At 49.3% G+C, this 19,489-nt stretch carries 15 protein-coding genes; 1 reads left to right on the forward strand and 14 read right to left on the reverse strand.

The genetic code is table 11. From position 1 onward, the window contains the following. Window positions 1-21 precede the first annotated feature (21 nt). Window positions 22-858: a hypothetical protein gene (locus tag QFZ51_RS22805; RefSeq protein WP_429049274.1), complete on the reverse strand. Its 837-nt coding sequence runs from the start codon at window positions 856-858 to the stop codon at window positions 22-24. 330 nt (window positions 859-1,188) lie between these two features. Between QFZ51_RS22805 and QFZ51_RS22810 the strand changes: the two genes are divergently transcribed. Beyond that, the gene (locus QFZ51_RS22810) at window positions 1,189-2,811 is read left to right on the forward strand and encodes an NADP-dependent glyceraldehyde-3-phosphate dehydrogenase (RefSeq protein WP_429049276.1); all 1,623 of its coding nucleotides are present in this window, start codon (window positions 1,189-1,191) and stop codon (window positions 2,809-2,811) included. Window positions 2,812-2,879: 68 nt separating this feature from the next. On the opposite strand, the gene QFZ51_RS22815 is transcribed toward QFZ51_RS22810, so the two are convergent. The 13 genes from QFZ51_RS22815 to QFZ51_RS22875 form a co-directional block, all read right to left on the reverse strand. Then, complete coding sequence (locus QFZ51_RS22815; RefSeq protein WP_429049279.1) at window positions 2,880-3,155, reverse strand: DUF1905 domain-containing protein; 276 nt, start codon at window positions 3,153-3,155, stop codon at window positions 2,880-2,882. 11 nt (window positions 3,156-3,166) lie between these two features. Next, a complete protein-coding gene (locus QFZ51_RS22820) occupies window positions 3,167-3,943 on the reverse strand; it encodes an alpha/beta fold hydrolase (RefSeq protein WP_429049282.1) in 777 nt (258 codons plus the stop codon). 107 nt (window positions 3,944-4,050) lie between these two features. Then, window positions 4,051-4,953: a helix-turn-helix domain-containing protein gene (locus QFZ51_RS22825; protein ID WP_429049284.1), complete on the reverse strand. Its 903-nt coding sequence runs from the start codon at window positions 4,951-4,953 to the stop codon at window positions 4,051-4,053. Between the two features lie 126 nt (window positions 4,954-5,079). After that, window positions 5,080-7,995 carry a T9SS type A sorting domain-containing protein gene (locus tag QFZ51_RS22830; protein WP_429049286.1) on the reverse strand — a complete coding sequence of 972 codons (2,916 nt, stop codon included), beginning with the start codon at window positions 7,993-7,995 and terminating at the stop codon, window positions 5,080-5,082. 32 nt (window positions 7,996-8,027) lie between these two features. Continuing rightward, entirely contained in the window at window positions 8,028-9,263 is a 1,236-nt protein-coding gene (locus QFZ51_RS22835) for an MFS transporter (RefSeq protein ID WP_429049288.1), read from the reverse strand. Window positions 9,264-9,266: 3 nt separating this feature from the next. Beyond that, window positions 9,267-10,916 carry an FAD-dependent oxidoreductase gene (locus tag QFZ51_RS22840; protein WP_429049291.1) on the reverse strand — a complete coding sequence of 550 codons (1,650 nt, stop codon included), beginning with the start codon at window positions 10,914-10,916 and terminating at the stop codon, window positions 9,267-9,269. Between the two features lie 80 nt (window positions 10,917-10,996). Then, the gene (locus tag QFZ51_RS22845) at window positions 10,997-12,460 is read right to left on the reverse strand and encodes a RagB/SusD family nutrient uptake outer membrane protein (protein WP_429049293.1); all 1,464 of its coding nucleotides are present in this window, start codon (window positions 12,458-12,460) and stop codon (window positions 10,997-10,999) included. A 15-nt stretch (window positions 12,461-12,475) separates the two neighbouring features. Next, window positions 12,476-13,078 carry a hypothetical protein gene (locus tag QFZ51_RS22850; protein WP_429049295.1) on the reverse strand — a complete coding sequence of 201 codons (603 nt, stop codon included), beginning with the start codon at window positions 13,076-13,078 and terminating at the stop codon, window positions 12,476-12,478. Further along, entirely contained in the window at window positions 13,044-15,722 is a 2,679-nt protein-coding gene (locus QFZ51_RS22855; RefSeq protein WP_429049298.1) for a TonB-dependent receptor, read from the reverse strand. The genes QFZ51_RS22850 and QFZ51_RS22855 overlap by 35 nt, the downstream gene beginning before the upstream one ends. 260 nt (window positions 15,723-15,982) lie before the next feature. Further along, on the reverse strand, window positions 15,983-17,149 hold the full coding sequence (locus QFZ51_RS22860; RefSeq protein WP_429049301.1) for a FecR family protein: 1,167 nt from the start codon (window positions 17,147-17,149) through the stop codon (window positions 15,983-15,985). Between the two features lie 111 nt (window positions 17,150-17,260). Next, the gene (locus tag QFZ51_RS22865; protein WP_429049303.1) at window positions 17,261-17,851 is read right to left on the reverse strand and encodes an RNA polymerase sigma factor; all 591 of its coding nucleotides are present in this window, start codon (window positions 17,849-17,851) and stop codon (window positions 17,261-17,263) included. 185 nt (window positions 17,852-18,036) lie between these two features. Next, entirely contained in the window at window positions 18,037-18,849 is an 813-nt protein-coding gene (locus QFZ51_RS22870) for an alpha/beta fold hydrolase (RefSeq protein ID WP_429049305.1), read from the reverse strand. Window positions 18,850-18,912: 63 nt separating this feature from the next. Beyond that, entirely contained in the window at window positions 18,913-19,479 is a 567-nt protein-coding gene (locus QFZ51_RS22875; protein WP_429049308.1) for a Crp/Fnr family transcriptional regulator, read from the reverse strand. Window positions 19,480-19,489: the final 10 nt, after the last annotated feature.

Here is a 19,489-nt window from a genome sequence, read left to right on the forward strand (position 1 = left end):
TTGCTCAAATATACAATTTCGCTAAAATAAACTGCCCTGTATTACCGCCGGCGGCATCGTAGGATGAAACAAGCCAACGATCGTAAACGGCTGCCTGGCACTTGCATGTACATTTTGCGTAGTACCCAGGAAGAAATGGAGGTCGCTGTTCCTTGCATATTCGTGCAGGTATTTCTTTCTCACCTCGTTAATGGCCTTCAGTTCCTTATCAGCGCCACGCTGCTTTTGCAGGCTTTTCCAATACAGGGACGCCAGTTGCCAGTCTTCCAGCGGCAGGGTGATTTCTTCGTTCTTATCATCCGTAAAACGGAAAGAAAATTTGTAAGGCAGCTTTTGCATCACGGCAAAAGGATCTTCCGGCTGCTCAGCTACCATGCCGCGCAGCAGCTCTTCCTGCAATGCGTTCAAGCGGTTGCGGTTCCATTCCCGCTCCGTTTCCTCTGCCACAAAATCCAGTATCCTGGCAGGTTTGAATACCACCAGTGAAGTATAAAATGCTTCGTGTTTCGCTTCCATGATGACCGTAGACAGGTTACGGTATACATTCTTCAGCACAATGGCTTTCCGCTCACTCCAATGATCTTCCGTTCCCAGGTGCCCGGTCTTTTTTACCGGTGCATCCGGGTTTACCGGTCTGAAACTTTCCAGCCGGAAATCCCGGGTATTCCTTTCGAGATCCAGCTCCACCCAATCGTAGAGCTGATAGTGTTCGTCATAGGTTTTCTTTGAAAAAGGGATGGGATATATCCTGATAAAAACGCCGTCTTCCCGGAAACCGGCGATGCTAACCTGCTCCTCATAATGGGAAGATACGGTGGGATAACTTTTAACGGTGATCAAAATTTTTGTCGAAGGCATGCGCAAGATGTTTTATAAATATGCAAATCCAATGGTTTCCGCAAGGGTTATTTTAAATACTTTCTTTTCCCTGGTGCAACGATGAATGATACGGACCATAAAACAATTCCCGGTAACCTTTTTCTATTATGCGCTGTATTAATTCTCTCCTGTAAAACATCCGGCGAAAATAGGTGAATCGTTGAAAATAAAAAAGTTAGCACCGGTTCAGCCCATATTTTTCCTGGTGGTTTACCCACCTTATAGATTTCCTCCACTCCCCCGATCGAAACATTCTATGCGTACAATCCGGCCTATTTTGTGTAATTTGTACGCATAAAATTTTAGCACATGAGTTTTCAAGATGAGCTGAAGGAACTTTTTGTTGAAGAAAATGAAATACCCGAGGAATTCCGTATTTCCGAAATTCATCAGAAAGAGTACCTGGTAAACGGGGAAATGAAACAATGGGATGGGCCGGTGAGTGAAGTGTACTCCCCTATCAACATCCCTACTGCAAATGGCCTGAAACGCAAGCTGATAGGCACTTACCCGCTGGGCACCGAAAAAGAAGCCTTTGAAGCGCTGGATGCCGCCCTCGCCGCATATGATAACGGCCGCGGTGAATGGCCTACCATGCGACTGGATGGACGCATCAACTGTTTGTCTGTATTTGCCCGCAAAATGACGGAGCAACGCGCCCTGATCGTAAAGCTGATCATGTGGGAAATCGGGAAATCCTTTGCTGACTCCATCAAGGAATTTGACCGCACCATAGAATACATCAACGCCACCATAGATGCGCTTAAGGAAATAGACCGCAGCTCTTCCCGCTTTGAAATCAAAGAAGGCACCATCGCGCAGATCCGCCGTTCGCCATTAGGGGTAGTACTCTGCATGGGACCATTCAACTACCCGCTGAATGAAACCTTTACCACCCTGATCCCGGCATTGCTGATGGGCAACACCATCCTCTTCAAACCGCCTAAGCACGGCACATTGGTGCATTACCCGCTGCTGCGTGCATTCATGGAATCCTTCCCGAAAGGCGTGGTGAACACCATCTATGGCCGCGGCGCTTCTGTAATACCAGGCATTATGGCTACGGGTAAAATCAATGTACTGGCCTTTATCGGTTCCAGTAAAGTAGCCAACGACCTGCGCAAGCACCATCCCAAACTGAACCGCCTCCGCGCGGTACTGAGCCTGGATGCCAAAAATGCCGCCATCATCACGCAGCATGCAGATATACAAGTGGCCGTGAATGAATGTATCCTGGGTGCATTATCGTATAACGGTCAACGTTGTACCGCCATCAAAATACTGTTTGTGCACCGCTCCATCGCCGACGAATTCAATGCGCGCCTGGGCGAATCTATCGGCAAAATGAAATTCGGCATGCCCTGGGAAAAAGGTGTACAACTCACGCCGGTAGCGGAACCTGGCAAACCCTCCTATATCCGTGAAGTGCTCGACGACGCCATTGCCCACGGTGCAGCCGTTGTTAATGAAAACGGTGGCGCTACCAACGAATCCTTTGTGTTCCCGGCAGTGGTATACCCGGTAAATGATAAAATGAAACTCTACCGGGAAGAACAATTCGGACCGGTAATCCCGGTTGTGCCCTATGATGATATAGAAGAAACCATTGATTACCTGATCGAATCGCCACACGGCCAGCAGGTAAGCATTTTCAGCAACAACCCTGACGAAGTGGCGACACTGATAGATCCCCTGGTAAACCAGGTAAGCCGGGTGAATATTAACAGCCAGTGTCAGCGCGGACCGGATGTATTCCCGTTCACCGGCCGGAAAGACAGTGCAGAAGGCACGCTCTCCGTGCATGATGCACTGCGGTCATTCTCTATCCGCTCACTAGTGGCCACCAAAATGAACGATACGAATAAAAAACTGCTGGAAGATATTGTGAATGAGCATAGCTCCGACTTCCTCAGCACCAATTTCATTTTCTAAAATTACTTTATGCCTTGCAGCTGCCCGCTGCAAGGCTTTTTAATCTAAAACCGTTTTCCAGCCATTGATCAGATTCTTTCATAGATCTCCACCCTTACTTCATCTCCCGCTTCCTTACCTATAGCTTTGCGGATTTTAGCATTAACACCCATCAGATGCGTACCATCTTTAAGCGGCAGGAATGAATTTTCAAACACGTGACCATCTATATTGCCACGTACTTTTACAGGTTGCCTGGTACCAAAGGTATCCGCTACCCCATCCCATACTATGTAGGTCCATGCTCCTTTGCCTGAACCAATTTGCAGCTTTGTATTGATTTTTATGTTTATTTTCTGTGCCATGATATTCGCTTTTAAGATTTCAGGAACCTGGTTAAAACAGACAACACCACTTCTGCCGCAGGCATATGATCCTGGCCTTTCAGCATGGTGTAGGTAACGTTCGGGATGGCAGCATTCAATTGTTTGGCTACTTCCTGAATAGATTCAGGGCTTTTTTCCCCCACTATAATTTGGGTGGGCGTAGTGAGCGTTGCCACCTCCTTTAGGGGCGCTAAGCTACTGGCCAAAGTAGTGTCGTAGGCAAGCGTTGGGGCCAAAGCCACCATGGTTGGCCAGTCGGGAAATAAGCTTTCAAATGCCTCGCCAGGGATGCCGATACCTTCCAGGAATCCGGTGATCGCGGCTTCGTTTTTACCATTCTCCAGCAATTGGTATAAACCCCGGCTGAGGGTTTTAAATTCCTCCAGGTAGGCTTCGTTGTGACAATAAGCCGCGTCGTACATTACCAGTTTACTCACTTTGTCGCCTAGTGTCATAGCAGCCTTTAGCGCCAGGATAGCACCGGAAGAATGACCATACAAAAACGCCCGGCCTCCGGCGGCAGCTATCATCGCCTCAATATCTTCTATTTCACGCTCCTCCGCATAAGGCAAAGTATTGCCACTGTCGCCACGGCCGCGGCGATCATAATTGTACACTGTAAATTCTTCCGAAAAAACCGATGCATCGTACAGTACCGGGTTAAATTCACGGTGGCATGTAGCCCCCGTAATATAGATTAAGGCAGGGCCTTTGCCAGTCATATTGTAAGCCAGCTTTGTTCCATCTTTGGAGTGTGTTGTTTTCATCGTGATCTGTTTTTAAAGATTTGTTTAATGTTCCGATGTAATTTCAACACAAAGATAGATGTGCCACTTACGATAGCTTTGTCCAAAAACCGCTTTGAATGGTAAATTTACCTGTTATACTGATTTCTGAATTCCAAAGGGGTGGCGCCTGCATTTTTCTTAAAGAATTTATTAAAATTTGCCGGATCAGAGAAATTAAGCTGGTAACAGATTTCAGCCATATCCAAATCAGTATATAGGATCAGTGATTTTGCCTCGGCTACTATTCTCTCGTGGATTAAGAACAATGCATTCTTCCCGGTGGTGGTTTTGACATACTCGGAAAGATACTTAGGGGTAATGGAAAGCATTTCGGCGTATTCATTCACTGTTCTCCGTTCTATATAATTGTCGTTGACAAGCTGGAGAAACTGCTTCAGCAAAATCGACTCAGGTCTGGTGATCCGCTCCTGCTGCTGGTTAAGCTGGATGAAATTCTTTAATTGATACAGAACAGCCAATATCTTCAAACTGGCTACTGTGTGCAGTTTATCGTCTGCGTTTTCATATGCAATAAAAAAATCCTCAAACGCCAGGGAGAACTCATTATATTTTTCCTGCGATAATTCAAAAAAGTGCGTCTGTTGTACATCAAAAAAAGAAAACTGCTTTTCAAAGTCCGGTCTGAAGAAAGAAAAACAGGGCAGCTTAAAATAAACAAAATATCCATAAGCAAGTCCTGAGTTGTAAAAGCTGGAAAGCAGTCCGGGCGCCTGACAAACGAGAAAGCTGTTCATCCGCACTTCATTCATATTGTCATAAACAATCTGCGACTGACTAACACCACTCATCAGCCCCATAAAATAAAATGATCTTCTGAACGGGGGTTTATAGAATTTTTTTACGTCTTCTCCTTTCCTCACCCTGAAACAAAACAGATCCGGATCATTTGTTCTATCAGGAAATGGCGTACTGGCAAAGAATTCATTAATATCATCGTAAAAAGGAATAACACCTTTGGAATTGCCCATTACTTAGAGATGGTTTTTAATCAAACAGCTAAAGCACCTTATTTTTACTACACTATTGAAGATAGGAAAAATATAGTAAGCTCAAATAACAAAGCGGCGCTTCACGATGAAGCGCCGCCATATTGTTTATAATTTCACTACTTTAAATGTTTGCCGGAATCCTGTTCCTTCCAGCACCAGCAAATAAACGCCACTGCCGGTTTTCGCAGGGAACCGCAGCGGCTGCCGCACCTGCCCCTGTGTTAACATCCAATAATGAACTACCCTTCCCTGCAAATCAAGCAGGCTTGCATACATTTTCTGTTTCAATGCCCGCGGACATACCACATAAATCACCTCCGCTGCCGGATTGGGATAAACAAAAGCATCCGCCTCGTGCGTGGTACTTACGGAAAACACAGCCGGCCTGGATGTCCGCAGCATAGTACTATCGTTCAGTCCTGTTGAATACCATCCCGCTCCGTAGCTACCCATTGAACTGGTAACAGCATCGGCGGTGCTGGTATCGGTGGGTATTACATTATACGCGCCCGTACGCGTAGTTGAAAATGCGAGCCGGTTTTGTGTGGCTCCGTCATCTGCGCCGTAAGCGATACTGATGGCCGTGAAACCAGCAAGACTGCCACTGCGCACGGCGCAACGCCAGCGTCTTGCAGCAGACAAACTGCTCATGCCCGTACCCGGCGTACCCACCGCACTGTCAGCAGACACCTGCATCAGCAGCGCGCCGGTAACAGACGACAATCCTGTTAATACTACTTTCCTGTACTCTCCCGCAGATCCGGTTGGGAAAGTTTTAGTAACAGGCGTTGCACCTGCAGTAAGCGCCACTGCGCCATTCACAAAACTGTTGCTGTTGCCGAAAGTACCATTGTACGAGGTATTGGTACAAATCAGCGCTTTGCCTGCCGGCAGGTGGATGATGCCTTCCGTCAATGTGATAGCCGCATTGCTCGACTTCAACGTGAGACTGTCGCTGAGCATTACGCCACCGGGGTTGTTGATAGTGATGTTATGCAGCGACCGGGTAACAGGGATTTCATGGCCTTCGGTCATGACTTGCCCCGGCGCATTTACATCATGATTATAAACAACATACAATGCAGCGATGCTTCCCAATGTATAATTATTGGCGAGCGACGCATGCTGCGAACGCCTGATCTGGCAGTTCACAGAACTGGCGCTGCCGCCTACCTGTGTATTGTCCATGGTGAGATTACTACCGTTATGAAACACGCCACTGGTAAGCGTTAGCACCGACGGGATGCTTAGGGGTGTTTGCAACGTCACACCGGCGGCATTATTGATTGTAACACTGCGGATGATACCATTCGTATAACTTCCTGTTCCGCCAATCGCGGTGCTATCTGCTGCCGGCCCCATGATCAGGGTGGTGCTCCCCTTTGAAAAGTCGGCGGTGCCGTTGTTTACCAGGTTGCCGTTCACCGTAATTGTTCTGCCAATGGTGCCGTTTCTTGCATAAAATGTACCGGTGTTGTTCACTACCAGGTCGCCCGTAGTAAAGGTATGGGTGGTAGTGGTATTGAAGCCCAGTGTGCCGGCAATTTCCGTGCGTGTTACTTTCACCGGCGTATTGATGGTGATGGTGCTGCCTGCGATGATCACGGCGGTATCCGCATCCGCGGGCACTACGCCGCCCTGCCAGCTGCCAGGCAACGACCAGCTGCCGCCGGTGGAAGCAGATCTTATCAGTCTTCCGATGGTAGATGGTGTTACCTTAAACGGGATAGACGCATTGGCAATCTTCCCGCGCTGATCGTGTACGTATACATATAACCGGTAGTTGCCGGCGGCCGCCGGAGCCGTAAAGCGGGCGCTGTCGGCATGCTGCGAAACAATCAAACCCGGGAGCGCAGGCAAACTGGCCGTAGCCTCTCCTCCGGCCATAGTACTGTTTTCAGGAATGATCAGCCATTCGTAGCGCAATGAATCATTATCGGGATCACTGGCGCGTACCCACCCGGTATTAAGAGAATTGGCTTCCACGATCACGGTGTCTTCGGCGCGCTTCCCGTTGAAAAGCAGCGAATCCCTGTTGCGGATCACCGGTGCGTGATTCACAGGATACTGTCCCGTCCATACATACTGCATTTCATCAGCAGCCCCGAAAGCTTCTCCCAGCCGGTTATACAGCCCGAACCAGGTGACTACGTCGCCGGAAGATTGATATCCCCATACAAACACAAAGCCACCAAGACAATTATTGGACGCATTCGCAGCAATATGATCCTGGTATATTTGTCGGTACACTACCGCCTTTTCTGTACTGGTTTGTTCCACCAATCCACCCCAGGGCATTTTCCGTGAAGGCTCCGGATTCATTTGCCAGGTGCCTCTCGGCCCGAACTCCGTAATCATATAGGGCCTTGCCCAGCCAGCGGTTTGCAGGTTGCCCAACACCCCGGGAATATTGGGCGCATAGCTGTTAATGGAAAGTATGTCCAATGCTGTAAATCTTTCTTTCAGCAACTTAATCTTCTTTACATCGGAGTTTACCAGTACCGCAGTGGTGAGGTGGTTGGTGTCTACCTCATGGATCATTTCGGCAATATTGTTGAGTGCATCCCAGAAAAGGATATTGGCAGCTGTATCCAGGCTGTTATAATTGGCATCTGTTTCATTACCGATCGCCCACATCAGCACGGCAGGATGATCCCTGAATGCGAGCACCTGGCTCCGCATATTTTCAAATTGCAACCGCACGGCAGCGGTATCTCCGTAATTCATTTCCTGCTGCTTCTTAATACCCAATCCCAAACAAACGGTGATGCCATGCGCATTGGCGCTGTCGAGCCACGCTGCGGTGGAATCGTTGATACTGTAAGTACGGATGGTATTGCCCCCATAGGCAGCTACCTGCACATGAAAATTGTTGGCGGCGGCGCCTTTAATGTAATACGGCACACCGCCGCGATGCAGGGTATATACGCCCGCAGTTTCTGTCAACGTGGTTTTGACGGCCTGCGCAATCGCGTTGCCCGCAACGGCTAGCACCGTCAGCATAAGTATCAGTTTTTTCATAAGTAGAACGTGGTTTTAAAAAGTGAGTATATCTACCATTCCTCCAGGTAATCCAGGTCTTTATGAAATGTTTCCTGCATGCCGGTTAGCGACCAGAAAGCCAGTGCCAGGCATATCACGCCCACACTGATACCGGCATACACCAGGGATCCGTTAAAAAGCAGTTGCATGGATTGAAAGAGAAAGGTGAGCGGCACTACTGCGCCGCGCACAAAATTTGGGACGGTAGTGGTCACCGTTGCCCGGATATTAGTGCCAAATTGTTCGGTGGCAATCGTCATAAAAACTACCCAATAGCCAACCGAAAAACCAAGCAGGCCGCATATCCAATAAAAGAGCTGCAGGCTGATACCTGCCGCCAGGAAATAAATGCTGACAGCAGCCATGCAGCAAAACAGGTAAACATATACTACCCGGATCCTGCTTTTTAATAACTGGCTAAGGGCGCCGCTGAAAATATCGCCCACTACAAGGCCGCCATAACACCACGCCACTGCCGCACCGGCATTTACATCGCCCTGGATATGCAGCACTTTCCCAAATTCAGGTGAGAGCGTGATCAGTACACCCACCACGAACCAGAGCGGCACACCAATGAGGATGCAGCGCAGGTATTTAAAGAACCTCTTCCCATTTGTGAAAAGCGCCAGGAAGTTGCCCCTGTTCTCCGAATGCTTCGCCGCCCCGAACATGCCCGATTCTGCCACACCAATGCGCAGCAGCAATAATAAAAGGCCAAGGCCACCGCCAATAAAAAAGCTGGTTCTCCAGGTGAAATACTGTGCAACAAAATATGCCGCCACCGCACCGCTGATACCTACCGCCGCAACAATGGTAGTGGCATAACCACGCTTTTCTTTGGGCATCAGTTCCGCCACCAGCGTGATGCCCGCACCCAGTTCACCAGCCAGGCCCAGACCGGCAACAAAACGCCATAACGCATAGCTCCACACGCTGTCTGCAAAACCATTGGCAATGTTGGCCACGGAATAAAGAAAAATGGAGCCGAAAAGTACAGACAACCGCCCTTTCCTGTCGCCCAGCACGCCCCAGAGAATACCACCCAGCAACATGCCCGTCATCTGCACATTGAGTAATAAAATACCTTTGTTGGTTACATCTTCACCACGCAGGCCAATCGACTGAAGACTGGGCACACGGACGATGCTGAAAAGCAGCAGGTCGTAGATGTCTACAAAATACCCGAGAGAAGCTACTACTACGGCGGCTAAAACGGCGCCCCTGTTCGACTGTTGTATGTTCGTCATCTGCTATAATTTATTCCGCTCAATTGAAAGTACCTGCCCGTCTTTCAGCAATACCGGCTGTAAAACATCATAAGACAATTCCTGCAGGGTAATATTCCGGTCGAGCGCAAGTGCGGCAGCTGTGCCGGCAGATTGCCCCAGCACCATGAATACCGGCTCCATGCGGATAGAACTGTAAGCCACATGCGAGGCCGACAGGCATACCGGCACCAACAGGTTGACCGCTTCGGAGGACTTTGGTCTTAATGAACGATAACTGATCGTGTAATAAGTGTTCTTCTGTTTACCATAACTGCCTTCCGCATGTACTCTCCCCTGTGCGTCTACCACGCGGGAAACATGGTGGCAATCCAGCGGATAGGTGGCTACTGCCACGGCATCTTCCACCGGCTCCTCTCCATTGCAGTTCCTTTCTGTCATCACGTAATCGCTCACCATTCTCCTCGCCTCCCGCACATACAGTTGATGAGGGAAGTTGCCATTATCTGTAAACTCATCTTTCGGTAAACCCCAGCGCTTCATTTCTGTGCGCAGGGAATCGGGTACCCGCGGATCGTTACCCAGGAACCAAAGCAACCCCAGTACATAGTCTTTATGCATTTGAGCGATCTTGTCCCGCTCTGCATAATTGCCTTCCGGCCATCCGTAATTGGCGCCAACGAAATCGGCCTGGTTGGTATCCGTTTTTTTATTGGGCATGGGGGTGAAAGAAATAATATTTTTCAGCATGTAGCCGGGATTCATTTCCAGCGTCCTCGCCAGGAATTCATACCAGAGCGGCTGATAGCCGGCGGGTTTTACAATGTCGATACGGTTCGCCGGATCATCGGTCAGCGTCATCCGGTAACAGTACGATTGCGTGCGGTGATCACCTTCCCCGTTTGCACCCGGAATTTTTGGTTCCAGGAAAGGCAGCACACCGGAGGAAGGCTCACCTTTTTTAATATAAGGATCGATAGAACTACTGCCTTTGCCAATGATATCGTTCAGTTTAATACCATTCAACGTTTCATTATAAACACTATTTGCTTCCCTGCCCACGATGTTGGAAACACCGGCGGTTGCCATCAGGTCTCCTTCGTAGGTAGCATCGATAAATATTTTTGCATGATAGCGATGGCCGTTCTCCATTTGAATGGAAACTATGCGGGCATCTTTTTTTCCTACGCCTTTTTTCAGCTGCAGCCTTTCTTTGTATACCACAGTCACGCCGGCTTCTTCCAGCATTTTTTTCAGGATATTTTCCGCTACGCGGGACTCATACACCCACTGCATTTTCAGGGAGTCGTTCTTCCCGGAGAAGGTGCGCTTTTTGGAACGTTCAAAAAATACGTCTCTCGATTCGCAACGCCATGCGCTGCTATCACTGTAGTACGTATACAGGCGCTGGTAAAATTCGCGTGTGAGCCCGCCGGCGCTCCTAAAATTATTCAGGTCGGTGGCCGTAAGGCCCGAAGTAGCCACACCACCCACATGTGCCGTGTTGCTGACCAGCAATACCTGTTTATTCATTTTCGCCGCCTGTATGGCCGCCATAATGCCCGCGGGCGTTTCTCCATACACACATACATCCCAGTGCTTCTGGGCCTGCAACCGGTTACTGCCCAGCAAAATGATCATTATCACCAGGCTGCGGATAATTGAAGTCCTCATTTTCGTTATTATTTAAGCATGAGTATAGCTGCACGAACAGGTACCTTCCTGTTCGTGCCAGCCGGAAAAAAGTTATCTGATCAGAATCCCGGGTTCTGCTCCAGCAGCGGATTGGTATCCATTTCCTGCGACGGAATTGGGAAAAGCGTGTCGGAATCCCTCACTGTTATAGAAGGATCCTGCGCGTTCATGGCCTGTTTCAGTTTGCCGGTACGCAACAAGTCGAAGCGCCGCTGACCTTCAAACGCAAATTCCAACCGTCTTTCTTTCAGTACGGCATCCTGGAATGCCGCAGCGCTCAAACCTCCTGCAAGATCTTTTGCAGACGGCGTATTTACCGGCAGGCCATACGCACGCCTTCTTACCTGGTTAAATGCCTCCAGCGCTTCGGTGCTGCCGGGGCTGGACATATACAGCGCTTCTGCGAACATCAGCAATACATCTGCATAACGGACAATGTAATAGTTATTACCGCCATCATTCACATTCAGCGCTGCAGGATCTTTAAATTTGGCAACGTAATAAGGATTTTTTATCGTGGCAGGCGCTTTGGGATCAGTGGTATAGGAATACTTAATCACGTTTACATCCCTCCGCAGATCGCCCTCAGCATAAGCTTCATAATGATTCTTAGTAACAGGATTATCGCCATTGCCGCCGAAGCCGGGTCGTTTATCAAACGACGGACGATAGAAACCCGCAAAGCTGCTGGGAATATTACCGGAACCGCTCAGGAATTGCACTTCAAAAATGGATTCCGTTTTATTTTCATTAGCGATCAGGAATACATCCTGGTAAGATGCCCAAAGCGAGTAACGCCCCGATGTGATCACCTTCCGGGCCTCTTCCACTGCCTTTGTATATTCCTTCCGGGTCAGGTAGGTTTTCACAAGCATGGCCGTAGCAGCGCCACTGGTGGCCCTTCCGGCGTTCACCGCATCGTAATCCGGCGGCAGGTGCTCCGCGCCAAACTGGAAGTCGGCAATAATCTGCGCATACACTTCTTCTTCGGTTGCTCTTTTAACTGCAAGATTATTCAACGAAGTGGTGGGTGCAAGCTGCAATGGTACCCCGCCAAAAAGACGAACGAGGTTAAAATATATCAGCCCCCGCACAAAACGGGCTTCCGCCTGCATACGTTGCTTTTTATCGCTGCCAACGGCCGTCATGGCCCCGATATTTTCCACCGCTGTGTTGGCGCGGTTGATCACCTGGTAAGAAGTGCTCCAGAACTGGTAGAACAAATTAGTACCGGCATCGAAATTGAATTTATCCAGCGCCGTTTTATCGGTATTGCTGGTGTTGCGGCCAAAGCCCCACTCACAGTCGTCCGTGCCTTGCGACTGTATCACTTCCATGAACTGGTTGTAGAGATAAGAGCTGGTCATGCCGGAATACACGGCATTGACGGCAGACACGGCATCTGCTTCTGTTTTATAAAAGTTGTCCGTGGTATAAGTGCCTTCCGGAACGCCGTCGAGCTTGGCGCAACCCGCTGCCGCCAGCGTAAAAAATATGATGATGAAATAAAATGCAGATCTCATGACAAATGATTTTGATTAGAAGCTGGCATTAATACCAAAAGAAATCGTACGTGCGTTCGGGTAAGCGCCGGAGTCGAAGCCCGGGCTTACATTGTCTGACCCATAACGGCTTACTTCCGGATCAAGCCCCGAGTAGTTGGTGATGGTGAACAGGTTCTGTACATTCACATATACCTTCAATGCAGCGAGTTTGATGCGTTGCAGGTTTGCCTGCGGCAGATTGTATCCCAACTGTACCGTTTTCACCCGCATGTAAGAGCCGTCTTCCACCATCCGGTCCCACGAACGGGCGGTTGGCTTCACGGTGGTAGCACGCGGAATATTCGTGTTGGTGTTTTCGGGCGTCCAGCGGTTAAGCGTGGTAGTGCTCTGGTTTTGCAGGCCGGTAAGATTTTCCAGCGTACTGGTGTTAACGTTATACAGCTTGTTACCGTAACCGCCCTGGAGCAGCACCATCAGGTCGAATCCTTTCAAGGAAAATGTATTGCTGAATCCGAAAGAGAATTTCGGCTGTGCGTTACCCAGTAATACGCGGTCGTCGTCGTTGATCTTTTTGTCGCCGTTTACATCCATGAAGCGGATATCACCAGGTTTGGCAGTTTTTTTGGGCAGAAGCATCCACTTCTTCCTTCGACTTAAAAATGCCATCACTGGCAAAGCCGAAGAAAGTGCCTAACGGCTGTCCCACCTGCACAATGGTGGATTGGTTAGGTCCCTGGCCTGCAAAGAGGCGTTCGGCACCGGCAAGGTCCAGCACTTTGTTCCTGTTGAAAGAAATATTAAAACCGGTTTCCCAGCGGAGATCCTTTTCCAGCGGCGTAGCATTTACCGTGAACTCTATCCCTTTGTTTTCTACCTGTCCCCTGTTTTGCAGTGAAGTGGAAAAACCCGACGTGGTAGGAATTTTCACATACAACAACAGGTCGCTTGTTTTTTTATAGTACACATCTGTGATAAAAGTCAGCCTGTTATCAAAGAATCCGAATTCAAGACCCATATCCGATTGCGCGGTAGATTCCCAGCGCAGATCCGGGTTGCCTACCTGTGAAGGCGTAAGCCCTATCACATTCACGCCGCCGATGGAATAGTTAGCCTTGCCCATCAGGTCGAGTGAAGGATAATTGCCGATGCCGTCCTGGTTGCCGGTGAGGCCATGACTCACCCTTAATTTCAGGTTACTGAAAACATGCAGGTCGCGTATGAAAGGCTCCTGGTCCAGCTTCCAGCCCACTGCTGCCGAAGGGAAAAAACCGAAGCGGTTGTTTTTCCCAAAACGCGAAGAGCCATCGTACCGGCCGGTGAGTGTAAGCAGGTATTTGTTCCGGAAGCTATAGTTGATCCTGCCGAGATAGCTGAGCAGCGCCCACCTGGCAATGCTGGAAGAAGAAGGTTGCACAGAGGCCGCATTGCCCAATGCGTTGGTGCCGAGGTTATCGTTCAGGAAACCTTGTGCTTCTGCACCGAGCGACTGATAAGAAGAACTTTGCTGGGTGAAACCACCGAGCAGGTTGAGCTGATGCCCGTCACGGTTCATCGTGTAGTTAAGCGTATTTTCGTTTAACCATGTAAAGGTTTGATTGGTGGATACTGCTGCATTTCCGCCCAGCTGTGATCCGGAATACACGGCTTGCGGAAGGTAAGTATCATTGCGGGCGAAGCTAACGTCGGCGCCCCAGAGCGTTTTGAAAGTAAGCCCTTTGATGATGTCGATACTGGCGTATACATTTCCAAGTGTACGGTAAACGTTGTTATAGTTCTTATAGTTTTCGATCAACGCCACCGGGTTATCGAAAGGCGCCCCCTGGTTGTTCACTTCCGTATAACTGCCATCGGGCTGATATATAGGGAGATTGGGTGCGGTAGTGGCCATTGTAAACAGGGAAGAACTATTCACCCGGTTGGTGCGCACATTACTGATGGTGAGACTACTGCCGAGTTTAACATTATCCCGGATATCTTTATCAAGATTAGCGCGCAGCGAATACCGCTTCAGATCAGACGCCCGCACAATACCCTGCTGGTCAAAATAGTTGGCGGTAACCAGGAAGCGGGTCTTTGGATCGCCGCCGGAAAATGACAGGGAATAGCTTTGTATGGGAGCCGTTCTGAAGATCGCGTCCTGCCAGTCGGTAGTGGCGGGAGTTTTGCTGAGATCATATAATTCGGGACCGTTTTCAGCAACACTGGCTTCATTGGCCAGCTGCTCAAACTGCGCCGCATTCAGCAGCGAATATTTTTTGAGCACCTGCTGCGAGCCGTAATAGGAATCAAATGTAACGCGCGAATCGCCGCGTTGCCCGCGGGAAGTGGTGATGAGCACTACGCCGTTGCCCCCGCGTGAACCATAAATCGCCGTTGCCGAAGCATCTTTCAATATTTCAATGGAGGCGATATCGGTAGGACTGATACTGTTCAGTGGGTTAAGCGATGTACCATCGCTGCCCTGATCCGCAAATACCGGCACACCATCTATCACATACAATGGTTCATTGCTACCATTGATGGAGTTACCACCACGCACGCGGATAGAAGATCCTGCGCCGGGCATACCAGAGTTCTGCACAAAGGTAACACCCGCTACCCTGCCCTGCAATGCCTGATCCACAGAGCGGATAGGTGTTCCTTCCAGCGTTTTGGTGTTTACCGAAGCGATAGCGCCGGTTACATCTCCCCGGCGTTGTGTGCCATAACCTACCACGATAAAATCACTCAGGGCAGTATTCTCCATCGTGATAACTACCGTAATAGTTTTACGTCCATTTACCGCAACATCTGTTGCCTTGTAGCCAATCATGCTGAAATGCAGGGTGGCTGTAGGCAGCACCGATAATATAAAGTCGCCGCTATCATTCGTAACCGTGCCTTGTTTGGTTCCCGGCACCGAAACGGATACGCCCGGAACCGGTTTGCCATCGGCATCCGTTACCTTACCACGCACCTCAATGGCGGGATCGGCCGCCTCGTACGTTTTTTGTTTTACAACAATCGTTTTGCCTACGATGGTATAAGTCAGCGCAAACTGCCGGAAACAAAGGTTTATCGCGTCCTGTAATGTGCCCTCCGTAATATCTACGCTGACCTTTTTTGCAGGATCCAGCAGTGCATAGTCAAGAAAAAATACGTAGCCCGACTGCCGCTCAATATTCCTGATCAGGTGTTCGAGGGATACGTTTTTTTCATGAAGCGTGACCTTTTGCGCGTAACTACTGCTGGCGCGTACCTGGCAAAAACATGCCAGTAAAAGAAAGTATGTCAGTTTCATAATGAGCCTGATTTTTCTGCCCGGTAAAAGGCGGAATCGCCTGGTAACAGGAAAATGTTTCTCGCTCAGGTTTTTGAAGAGACCTGATAATTGCATAAATTGGAATTGTTTAGGTGAGATAATCAATCTTTCATACACGGAATTATTGTAATGATAACCTGAACAAAACGGAGGTGGTAACGACACTTCCGTTTTTGGTTATATTACCATTGCTGTCATTTCATAAGTGGACACTGTTGGTTGTTGGTTGTTGATTGTTTTTATTGGTGAATAATAATAGTATCGCCTTTCATGGAATATTGAATGCTGCTAAGCTCCAGTATTTTGAGCGCTTCACTCAGCCGCACATTCCTCGGTATCTTGCCCCAGAACTCTCTTTTTCCGGTATTGCCTTCATAACGAACTTCCACATCATACCATCGCTGCAGCTGCCGCATTACATCCGTCAGCGGCGCCCTGTTGAACTGGAAATAGCCTTCTTTCCAGGACACTGCTTCGTCGGTATCTGCCGGCCCAACGGTGATACTGCTGCCACCGGCCGCCCAACTGGCCTGCTGCCCCTGAACAAGGCGAACACGCTGACTGTTATGACTCACTTTCACCGCGCCCTGTAACAAGGTGGTTTTTACGTTTGCTTCATTCTGGTAAGCCATAATATTAAAGCGGGTGCCCAGCACCTCTACTACGCCGCTGCCCAGCTGTACTTTAAACGGCATATTATCCCGGTGTGCCACTTCAAAGTAGCCTTCGCCGTTGAGTATCACCGTGCGCTCTTTCCCGTTAAACGCAGTCGGGAAACGCAGGGATGATGCTGCATTGAGCCATACCATCGTACCATCCGGCAACTCTATTTTGAACTGACCACCCCGTGGTGTGGCCAGTGTATTATACACCACGGCAGCATCTGCCACCTGGCCTGCTTCATATTTTAATTGTCCGTTTATCCGGATCACTTTTGCCGTACCCTGACTGGGGATCACTTCATGAGCGGCGCTGTCGAGCACTACTGTGGCGCCATTGGCCAGGGTGAGCGTCGCCTTGCTGCCGCCCGGCATAGCATCCTTCGAGGTGCTGGCCAATGTGACTGTGGGTGCTGCAATTTTTGTGGTGCGGGAATACTGCCACGCAAAAGTGGCGACTGCCAGCAACAGCACCGCCGCCGCCACTTTCGGCAGCCATTTTTTATAGAGTGGGATTACCTTCACGGGTTGCGCGGCAAGCAGCAGTTTTTCTCTTACCCGGTCGCGCCAGGGCCCTTGCACTTCAGGAGCGGGCAGGCCAAACGAAGCATTCATTTCCTCCAGCAGCAAACGGTTGGATGCGTCCTGCTGCAGGAAGTCGAACAGCTCCCTGGTTTCCGCGGGAGTGCAGTTATTGTCAAGAAAGCGCCGCAGCAGTTGCTGGTAATGATCTTTTTCCTGTGGCATGTATCAGTTTTGTACGCAGTACGTGGACCTGCTTGTAATATATACTGTCGCCGGAAAAAAGAGGGTGGGTGGGTGAATAAATAATTTTTATTATTATATAAACAGCCGGTGTCAGAGCCGGTGTAGGAAAAGCAGTATGGCCAGGGAGAGGTCGCCGTGCCGGTAGAAATACGCTTTGATATCCTTCAGCGCCATCACCATGTGTTCTTTCACAGTATTACGGGAAATGCCCAGCTCCTTTGCGGCCTCCTCATAGCTTTTGCCTTCCTGCCGGCACAGCACAAACACCTTTTGCCGCTGGGAAGGCAGTTGGGTGATAGCGTTGTTGAGCATTTGCTGGTACTGGGCCCACAGCGTCTGGTGATAGGGCGATTCTGTTATTTCGCCGATCCGCTGCATGATCTGAAGGCGGGTAGCTTCGTCGGAAGCATTCTTTTTTAGGAAAGTAAAAGTTTTGTTACGGCTGATTTTATAAAGATAAGCGGGAAAAGATTGCGCAGGGTCCAGCCGGTCGCGGACTTCCCATATTTTCAGGAATACGTCCTGTACAATGTCTTCCGCATAAGCGGGTACTTTCACAAAACGAAGCACCCATCCATACACGTGCCCATTGTATTGGTCGTACAGCTGCATATATGCGGCTACATCGCCCTTCCGGAGCCGCTCCAGGTATTCTGCTTCAGTGATCGTGGAATCCCCCATTTGGCATAAATGTAATAAAATTGGGAATTAGAAAAGTGGATTCTACGGGAAATCGGAGCGGGTATAGTGTATAGGAAGTGCATGGGGAGTCCATGAGTAGTGCATTGGAAGTGCATCAGAAGTCCATGCGAACCCCATTGGTTACACATAGCCTACCCATGGTATAGGCATTCGTAAAGTATTCGCTACATTATTTCTGTGTCCAGGAAACCAGGAATCATTGCCATGAGTAAATCAGTCCTTTGGGTTAACGCGGTATGCATGGTTCCGGGCAATATGGCAAGTTGCGATGCGGGCATCGACAATTCCCCCAGGCTCCCACCACCCAATAATTTATACAAGTCCAGCACATGCTCCGGCCGGACAATATCCGCGTCGCCGGCTATAATCAGGGCAGGCGCCTTAATATTCCTGATGTCAGCTGCAGGCCAATCCTGCACCGTTTGTTCAAACGCTCTCACCTTGGCAAGAAGCCCGGGCCAATCTCCCGGTCGGGCGGCTGTGCTCAGGTACTCCGCTTCATAAGGGCTTCCCTTCAGCGCTTCGTTCATCACTTCCGGGGTAAACAGGATGCTAAGATCCGGATGGCGTCCGCTGCTGTTGTAGCTGACGGAGGCCAATATCAGTTTTCTGACGGCGCCCGGTTGGCGGATAGCCACCTGCAGCGCTACACCTGCTCCCGTGCTATAGCCGAAAATATCTGTTTGTGATATATTCAGCACACCGAGTAAAGCAATCACATCATCCGCAAATTGCTCATAAGAAAGCGGACGTTCCGGGATGTCAGTGGTATGCCCGTATCCCTGAAACTCAACGGCGATCACCTGTCTCTCCCCGGCGAGTAGCGGAATTAGCTTTCCAAATGCAGTGCCGATTCCGGAAAGTGCTCCCGGTAACAGCAGGAGCGGCTTTCCTTCTCCGTGTATTTCATAATACATCTTTAGTCCATTCACCTCCGCATAATTCCCATGGATCGTATATTTTTCTGAGATCTGCATAGCTGTTTATTTGCCTGCTAAATTCGCTTCTTGCCGGCAAACAAATCTTGGTATACACCAACATCAGAATATAACGTTGTTAAACAGCTTGCTGAAATTAGTGGGATCTATCCCCAGGTAAGACGCGATGTACTTGTGGGGCACCAGTTGAAGCAGGTCGGGGTTTTTCCTGCAAAACGTTTTATATCGTTCTTCAATGGTCATGGCACGCAGGTCAATATGCAGGTCAATCATACCTGCTAACATGGCTTCTGTCATCCGCCTGAAAAGCCGTTCTATTTGCTGCGATTGATCGATCAGTTTCTGCAGGTTATCGTAAGTAATATACTCGAGTTCACTGTCGGTTAAACAGGTTAAAAAGTATTTCGAAGGTTCCTGGAACGAAAAAGATGCTGCTATGGCGCATAGATAAGGGAAATAAGTAAAGGCAAGTGTATAGATCTTGTCGCCCGTATCAAAGTACGACATCTGCACACCGCTTTTCACAAAGTACAGCTCGCGTTGAACCTGCCCCGGCACCGTAATGAACGCCCCTTTCTTAAACGACCTTACGCCAAGACTATCCGTCAGCAGTTGATAATCGGCTATACTGATATCATGAAATTGCCGGAAAAACTCATATCGCTCCATAAATTCAATT

The sequence above is a fragment of the Chitinophaga sp. W3I9 genome, from assembly GCF_050434025.1.
GTDB lineage: Bacteria > Bacteroidota > Bacteroidia > Chitinophagales > Chitinophagaceae > Chitinophaga.